We start from the raw sequence: 7,671 nt of genomic DNA on the forward strand, positions 1-7,671 counted from the left end.
GTCCAGCGCCGTGCCATAGGCATTCATCGACCGGTAGAAGTCGAAGAAAGCCGGATCGCGCTGATAGGCTCCCGCGAAGGTGGCGCTGCGCTGGGCCTCGCCCTCGCCGCGCAGGATTTCCGACTCTTTTTGGGCTTCGGCGACGATCTCGACCACTTCGCGATCGGCGCGGGCGGTGATGCGCTGTGCCGCCTCATTGCCGCGCGCCCTCAGCCGGGCAGCTTCCGCAAGGCGTTCCGCCTTCATGCGGTCGAAGGTCTGCTGCGAGACCTCGGCCGTGAGATCGGTGCGGCGAATGCGGACATCCTCGATCTGCAGGCCGAGCGATGTGGCATCGGGCCTGAGCTGGTCGCGGACCTCGCGCATCATCACGCCGCGCTCTTCGGAGAGTGCTGCCTCGAAATCACGCAGACCATAGACACGGCGCAAGGCAGCGTCGAGACGCGTCCTGAGCCGGGCCTCGGCCAGTTCGATCTGACCGGACACCGCGGCGCGGAAGACCCGCGGATCCGAGATGCGATAGGCGATGAAGGCATCGACCTCATAGAACTTGCCGCCCGAGACCTGGACGCGAATGTTGTCGAGATCGAAGCGCAGCACCCGGTTCTCGATCAGCTGCACGGTGTCGGCGTCGAAGAACGAGAACGGCGCCTTGAAGTAGATGCCGGGTTCGCTCTTGACGTCGACGATCTCACCGAACCTGAGCACCAGCGCCTGCTGGCGCGCATTGACCACGAAGACCGACGAATAGAGCAGGAACAGGATAACCGCTGCTGCGACGACGATGATGGGAAGACGGTTGGCCATCACTGGTTACCTCCCGTAACGGGGGCGGCCGGTGCCGGCGCTTTCGGCTGCAATGCCGGCAGCGGCAGATAGGGAACGACCCCTTGCCCGTTGCCCTGCTCGACGATGACCTTGCTCGAATCCTTCAGAACCTTCTCCATGGTTTCCAGGTAGAGGCGCTTGCGCGTTACATCGGGCGCCTTGGCATATTCGTCATAGACCGAGATGAAGCGCTGCGCCTCACCCTCGGCTTCCTGCACGACCCGGTTCTTGTAGGCGGCCGCGTCTTCGCGGATCTGTGCGGCCTCGCCGCGCGCCTGCCCGAGCTTCTGATTGGAGTACTGGTTGGCCTGCTCGACGAACTTGTCCTCGTCCTGCTCGGCGCGCTGCACCTCGTCGAACGCATCGGCCACTTCGCGTGGCGGTGCCGCATCCTCGATCGAGACGGCGTTGACGTTGAGACCGGCCTTGTAGCCGTCCAGCGTCGTCTGGATGATCTCACGCACCGAGGCGGCAATGCCCTGGCGGTCGTCGCGGAAGATGTCCTGCGCCGGCCGGCGGCCGACGGCTTCACGCATGGCGCTTTCGGCAACCTGCCGCAGCATGCCGTCGGGATCGGACACATCGAACAGATACGCGCGCGGGTCGGAGACCTGATAGGCCACGGAGAACTGGACGTTGACGATGTTCTGGTCGCCGGTAAGCATCAGCCCGGACGTATTGCCACTTGTCGCGCCGCCACCGCCGATATCGACGAGCTGCTCGGAAATCTTGGCCGTCTCGACGGTTTCGAGCGGCCACCAATGGAAATGCAGGCCAGGCTGCGACAGTTCGGTCTTCGGCTTGCCGAAGCGCAGTTCGACCGCGACCTCATCGGGCTGCACGGTGTAAACCGCCTTGAACGCCCACAGCACCACAAGTGCAGCCGCGATCAGCGCGAAGATAGCCGGGCTCGCGCCGCCGCCGCCCGGAAGAGCGCGCCGCAGCCGGTCCTGGCCGCGGCGGATGATGTCTTCTAGATCGGGAGGCGAGCCCTGCGGCCCGCTCGGTCCTTTTGGACCCTGCCCCCAGGGTCCCTGATTGTTGCCGCCGCCACCCCATGGGCCGCCGCCACCGCCGCTTTTGTCGTTCCAGGGCATGAATGTCCTTTCGCTTGGAATTCCCTCAAGCGCCGGCATTACGGCGCAAAATCCAGTATTGTTCTTCTATAGGCACGCCACGGGGCGCTTTCAACGCGATGCGCTTCCGACTTCGTCCGATTTGGTCCAGTCGCGACCCTTTGTCTTCCTTCAATGGCTCTTTTTTCGTTCAATGTCTCTCGCGACGCCGCTCGTAAACCGAATAGCGCGTCGGGTGGCTGTCCTTTTCCCCGGCTGGGACGTCCTGCGAGCTGACAATGCGCCAGGAATCGGGATCGATCGGCGGGAAATGCGCGTCGCCGTCGACCGCTGCCAGCACATGGGTGACGTGCAGCCGGTCGGCCAGCAGCATGGCCTGGGCATAGATTTCGCCGCCGCCGATGACGCACACCTCGTCGACATCGGCCATGCCGCGCCCGCGCACCGTCGCCAGCTGGATCGCGGCTTCGAGCGAATGTGCCACCTCGACGCCCTCGGCGCGCCAGGTCTCGTCGCGGGTCACGACGATGTTCAACCTGCCCGGCAGCGGTCGACCGATGCCCTCATAGGTCTTGCGGCCCATGATGATAGGCTTGCCCATCGTATCGGCCTTGAAGCGCTTGAGATCGGTGGAGAGCCGCCACGGGAGCCCGCCGTCCCGCCCGATCACGCCGTTCTCGGCAATGGCAACGTAGATTGCGACATGCATCAATTTTCGCCCGTCGGCTCGAGGATCAGGATGTCGATGTCGCGCTCGGGGTAGAAATCATCCGCCGTCATCTCGAAGGTCGTCGGTCCGGTCTTTTTGACATTGTCGCCGCAGAACGAGACCAGGGCTTTCGGATTGCCCTTGTCGATCGTCAGCTTGAACTTGCCGATCGTGCCCGTAGCCCAGTTGCCGCCGGTGGTCAGGATATAGGCGATGCGGCTCTCGAAATATTTGGGGTAGCCGTCAGGGTCGTCCTTGGCCGCCTTGCGCACCGCATTTTCGAATGTGCCGTCCATGCAATACCGGGTCTTGTAGGCCGCATACTGACCCTGGAATTTGCCGTCGTAGAAGAAGCTGACCGAAGACGTGCCGCCGACGCTCGGTCTGTAGTGGTGGGAAACATGGACGTCCTTGTTGGCCGGAAAGGTCGAGCGCCACCAGTAGGTCGAACGCAATTGCCAGAACGGGGTGTAGACCTTGCTCGTCTCGGTGCCGTCGCTGCCGGTGTCCTCGATGATGATGCCGCGGTTGACCCAGTCATCGACAACCGCTTGCGGCAGCTTCGCCAGCGCCGCCTTCGCCGCATCGCCGAAAGGATAGAACGGCACGTTTTGCGCCTTCAGCTCAGCGCTGATGTCGATGCCGAGCGCCAACACCTTCTGCTCGAGCTGCGGCTTTGCGGCGACACCGTCGATCGTCACCTCGAAACCGAGGAAATTATCGCTCTGATTTTCAGGAATCGCCGGGATTTCTTCGGGATTGCCCGATATGTCGGGCATCGGGAAGGCGACGATGGCCTGGACATCCTGATCGGTGTTGTTGTGGAAGACATAGTCGACCGTGACCTTTTCCGGCGAGATGAAAAGGTCCTCGCTTTGCATCGCCACGGCATCGCTGCGCGACAGGATCAGGCCGCCGGTGCCAAGTTCGGCAACCGAATCATTGGCGAAAGCGGGTGCGGACGACAAGGCCAGCACGGCGGTCAGAACATATCGCAACATGGAAGCCCCCTCGGCTGGAATGCCTGCAGGACCCTAGCCGTTTCAATGTGGCGTTCAAAGCCCTTCCGTATCCGCGGACGCACCAAAGGGAGATGGACTGCGGTCTGGACACGCGCCAGCGCGGTCTGGACACGCGCCAGCGCGGTCTGGACACGCGCCAGCGCGGTCTGGACTAACGGGTTCCGATCGGGCAGGAGTTCGCCCATGCGCAAGCTTCTCGTCATCGGCATCGGCGCCGGCAATCCCGACCACATGACCGTTCAGGCCATATCAGGCCTGAACCAGGCGGATGTGCTGTTCATTCCCGACAAGGGCGCGAAAAAAAATGAATTGGCCGAACTGCGCCGTCAGATCTGCGACCGCTTCGTCACCAATCCGAAGTCGCGGCGCGTCGAATTCGACGTGCCGGTGCGCGACCTCCCGGTAGAAGATGGGCCGGCGCCCTCCTACCGCTCGACCGTCGATGACTGGCATGAAGCCATCGCCGCCATTTACGAAGGCCTGATCCGCGACGAGATTGCAGGCGACGGCTGCGGCGCCTTCCTGATCTGGGGCGACCCTTCGCTCTATGACAGCGCGTTGCGCATCCTTGAGCGCGTGCGCCTGCGAGGCGATGTGGCGTTCGAGCTTGAGGTCATCCCCGGCATCACCGCCGTCCAGGCACTTGCCGCCAGCCACAAGATGGCGCTGAACCGCATCGGCGATTCCGTCCTCATTACCACCGGCCGCCGCCTGACCGAAGAAGGCATGCCGGACAATGCCGGCAGCGCGGTCGTCCTGCTGGACGGCAAATGCGCCTTCAACACGCTGGCCGACAAGGATGTCGTCATCCATTGGGGCGCCTATCTCGGAACGGAAGACGAGATCACCCTCTCCGGCAGGATCGGTGACATCGGCGCAAAGATCGAAAAAGTTCGAGAGGAAGCTCGTCGGCGGAAGGGCTGGATCATGGACAGCTATTTGCTGCGCAAGCCCGAATAGGAAGGCAATAGGGGAGTAAGGCAGTAGGGGAGTAGGTGAATGACGTTTTGTGTTGGAAGACAGCACGCGAATGCCTCCCTACTGCCCTACTGCCCTACTGCCCTACTGCCCTACTGCCCTACTCCCTCACCCAGCCTCAATCTCCGCCTGCAACGCCTCCATATGCGTCGCTGCCGCGGCCGCCGCCGCGCGCTCGATGGCGCGGAAGCGGCTGACCACTGCCAGGCCGACCGCCGTCAACTGTGCGCCGCCGCCCTTGCGGCCGCCGGTCTGTGCCGCCACCAGCGGCTTGCCGAATACCCGGTTCATGTCCTCGACCAGGTCCCAGGCGTGCTTATAGGACATCTCCATGCCGCGCGCGGCGGCCGAGATGGAGCCGAAGGCGGCGATCTGTTCCAGGAGCTTGATCTTGCCCGGCCCGACGCGCCCGTCGGGATCGAGATTTATCCGCAAGCTCAGCGACGGCATCTTTGCTCTCCGCGGTCACATCCCAACATCATACTAGAAGCTCCCTGGCGAAACCGCTATTCCAAAAAGACATAGCGGGATCATCCACCCGTCTCGGGGGGCAGGCCGGCGCCGGTGTTCGCCCGATCGAAGCTCACCGTCTTGATCACCGCGAAAACCTTGCCGCCAAGATGAAGCTTCAGCGCCTGCCGCGACTGTTCGGTGATGCGGGCAAGCACGGTTGCGCCATTGCAGTCGATACCGACCTCGACCGCCGGTCCCTCGCCGGGGCTCATCGCGGTAATGGTTCCCGGCAGGATGTTGAGCGCGCTGAGACCCCTCGGCTTTTCGGTGGCGATCATCACATCGCGGGCGCGGATACGGATGCGCACCGGCGTACCTGTCTTCATCGCCAGCTGTGGCACCCGGAGCTCGCCCGCAGCCGAGCCGAGCACGGTCATGCCGAAACTCTCGTCGTGATGCAGCACCTTGGTGTCCAGCACGGCGCCGCCCTCACCGCGCTCCTCCGCCGGCAACAGGTCGAGCCTTTGCATCACCGCCTCGGTCGGCCCGCTGGCAACGACATTGCCCTGCGCCAGCATCACCACGTCGCTGGCCAGCCGCGCCACTTCGGCGACCGAATGACTGACATAGACGATCGGGATTTTGATCTCGTCGCGCAGCCTTTCGACATAGGGCAGGATTTCGGCCTTGCGCGCCTCGTCGAGCGAGGCCAGCGGTTCGTCCATGAGCAGCAGTCTGGGGCTGGCAAGCAATGCCCGGCCGATCGCCACACGCTGTTTCTCGCCACCTGAGAGCTTTGCCGGCCGCCTGTTCATGAGCGGCCCGATGCCGAGCAGGTCGACGACGGCATCGATATCGGCGTAGCGCTCCGCCGGCGGCGTGAACCAGCGGCCGTAGCGAAGATTGCCGGCAACGCTCAAATGCGGAAACAGCCTTGCGTCCTGGAACACCATGCCGATGCGGCGCTTGTGCTTCGGCACGAAAATGCCGGCACCGGTATCGACCAGCACACGGCCGTCAACCTCGATGCGTCCCTTGTCGGGCCGGATCAGCCCGGCAATCATGCCGATCAGCGTCGTCTTGCCCGACCCCGACGCTCCGAACAGCGCCGTCAGCCGCCCGGCGCTTTCGAAGCGGGCGCCGATGGCGAAACCGCCCTGCCGATGGCTGATGTCGACGAGAACGCTCATTCGATGTCCAGCCGCCGGCCGACACGCCGCGCCAGCACCTCCGAAGCCACAAGTGCTGCCATGGAGATGACAATGGAAATCAGCGTCAGGCGGAGCGCCCCTTCATCGCCACCCGGCACCTGCGTGAAGGTGTAGATCGCCGACGGCAATGTCTGCGTCTCATTGGGAATGTTGGAAACGAAGGTGATGGTGGCGCCGAACTCGCCCATCGCCTTGGCGAAGGCCAGGATGGCGCCGGCGATCAGCCCGGGCAGGATCAACGGCAGCGTGATGGTGGCAAACACCCAGAGCGGATTGGCGCCGAGCGTTCCCGCCGCCGCTTCCATCCTACGGTCCACCGCCTCGATCGACAGCCGGATCGCCCGCACCATCAGGGGAAAGCCCATGACGCCGCAAGCCAGCGCCGCACCTGTCCAGCGGAAGGAGAAGACGATGCCGAAATGCTCGGCCAGGAAGGCACCGGCCGGACCGCGCCGGCCGAAGGTGAGCAGCAGCAGATAGCCGGTCACCACCGGCGGCAGGATCAGCGGCAGATGCACCAGCCCGTTGAGAACCGTCTTGCCCCAGAACTGTCCCCGGGCAAGCAGAAGCGCGATCAAGATGCCCGGCGGCAGGCTGGCGAGCATCGCCACCGTTGCCACCTTGATGGACAGCCGGACCGCATTCCATTCGTCGGGAGTGAGGTCCAGCAGCCAGTTCATAGTGCCCCTTGGAACTCAGTTGCTCGGCGCGAGCACGGTAAATCCCTGATCCTTGAACAGCGCGGCCGCCTTGGCCGACTGCAGGCATTTCAGGAAAGCCGGCGTATCCTTGTCCTTCGAATCGGCGGTCTGGGCAACCGGATAGATGATCGGCGGATGCGAATCCTCCGGGAAGGTGCCGATCACCTTGACCCCCTTTTCGGCATGCGCGTCGGTGGCATAGACAATGCCAAGGGCGGCTTCGCCCGTCGAAACCAGTTTCAGCGCCGCGCGCACGTTTTCGGCCTGCGCCACCTTGCCCTCGACCGAGGACCAGACGCCGAGCGATTCAAGCGCGGCCTTGCCGTATTTGCCGGCCGGCACCGCCTTGAAATCTCCCATGGCGAGCTTGCCGTCGCCGATCAGCTTGGCGAGGTCGAAACCCTTCTCGATCCTGGTGTCGACCGCCGAGTCCTTCGGCGCCACCAGCACGATCTGATTGCCGAGCAGCTTCACTTCGGTGTCCGGCTTGGTCAGCTTCTTGTCGGAGAGATATTTCATCCAGTCGAGATCGGCCGAGATGAAGACGTCGGCAGGCGCCCCGCCCTCGATCTGCTTGGCCAGCGCCGAGCTCGCGGCATAGGAGACAGTCGCCGCCTCGCCGACATCGACCTCGCAGGCCTTGTTCACCGCGTCGAGCGCGTCCTTGAGGCTGGCTGCGGCAAACACCACCAC

General features: G+C 63.8%; 9 protein-coding genes. 1 reads left to right on the forward strand and 8 read right to left on the reverse strand.

What is annotated here, in order from left to right; translation table 11 throughout:
* From ENZ74_RS14710 to ENZ74_RS14725, 4 genes are all read right to left on the reverse strand, one after another.
* The coding region (locus tag ENZ74_RS14710; protein ID WP_164761034.1) for a protease modulator HflC at positions 1–807 on the reverse strand (807 nt) is incomplete at its 3' end.
* Entirely contained in the window at positions 807–1,925 is a 1,119-nt protein-coding gene (gene hflK, locus ENZ74_RS14715; RefSeq protein WP_013531030.1) for an FtsH protease activity modulator HflK, read from the reverse strand. The genes hflK and ENZ74_RS14710, both read right to left, overlap by 1 nt.
* 169 nt (positions 1,926–2,094) lie before the next feature.
* Positions 2,095–2,613: a dihydrofolate reductase gene (locus ENZ74_RS14720; protein WP_013531029.1), complete on the reverse strand. Its 519-nt coding sequence runs from the start codon at positions 2,611–2,613 to the stop codon at positions 2,095–2,097.
* Entirely contained in the window at positions 2,613–3,614 is a 1,002-nt protein-coding gene (locus tag ENZ74_RS14725) for a DUF4424 domain-containing protein (protein ID WP_063168277.1), read from the reverse strand. Before ENZ74_RS14725 ends, ENZ74_RS14720 begins: the two co-directional genes overlap by 1 nt.
* Positions 3,615–3,818: 204 nt before the next feature.
* On the opposite strand from ENZ74_RS14725, the gene cobF reads away from it, so the two are divergent.
* Positions 3,819–4,595, forward strand: coding sequence for a precorrin-6A synthase (deacetylating) (gene cobF / locus ENZ74_RS14735; RefSeq protein ID WP_013531027.1), 777 nt, complete (start codon positions 3,819–3,821; stop codon positions 4,593–4,595).
* A 126-nt stretch (positions 4,596–4,721) separates the two neighbouring features.
* Here the strand turns inward: cobF and ENZ74_RS14740 are convergent, their stop codons facing one another.
* The 4 genes from ENZ74_RS14740 to modA all read right to left on the reverse strand — a co-directional run.
* Positions 4,722–5,063, reverse strand: a complete 342-nt coding sequence (locus ENZ74_RS14740; protein WP_063168278.1) for a winged helix-turn-helix domain-containing protein — start codon at positions 5,061–5,063, stop codon at positions 4,722–4,724.
* A gap of 80 nt (positions 5,064–5,143) precedes the next feature.
* Complete coding sequence (modC, locus tag ENZ74_RS14745) at positions 5,144–6,256, reverse strand: molybdenum ABC transporter ATP-binding protein (protein ID WP_063168279.1); 1,113 nt, start codon at positions 6,254–6,256, stop codon at positions 5,144–5,146.
* Complete coding sequence (gene modB / locus ENZ74_RS14750; RefSeq protein ID WP_063168280.1) at positions 6,253–6,957, reverse strand: molybdate ABC transporter permease subunit; 705 nt, start codon at positions 6,955–6,957, stop codon at positions 6,253–6,255. Before modB ends, modC begins: the two co-directional genes overlap by 4 nt.
* Positions 6,958–6,972: 15 nt before the next feature.
* Positions 6,973–7,671, reverse strand: a 699-nt coding sequence (modA, locus tag ENZ74_RS14755) for a molybdate ABC transporter substrate-binding protein (protein ID WP_127312835.1), incomplete at its 5' end; no start/stop codon positions are given.

This window comes from Mesorhizobium sp. M7A.F.Ca.CA.002.15.2.1, assembly GCF_003998715.1.
GTDB lineage: Bacteria > Pseudomonadota > Alphaproteobacteria > Rhizobiales > Rhizobiaceae > Mesorhizobium > Mesorhizobium ciceri.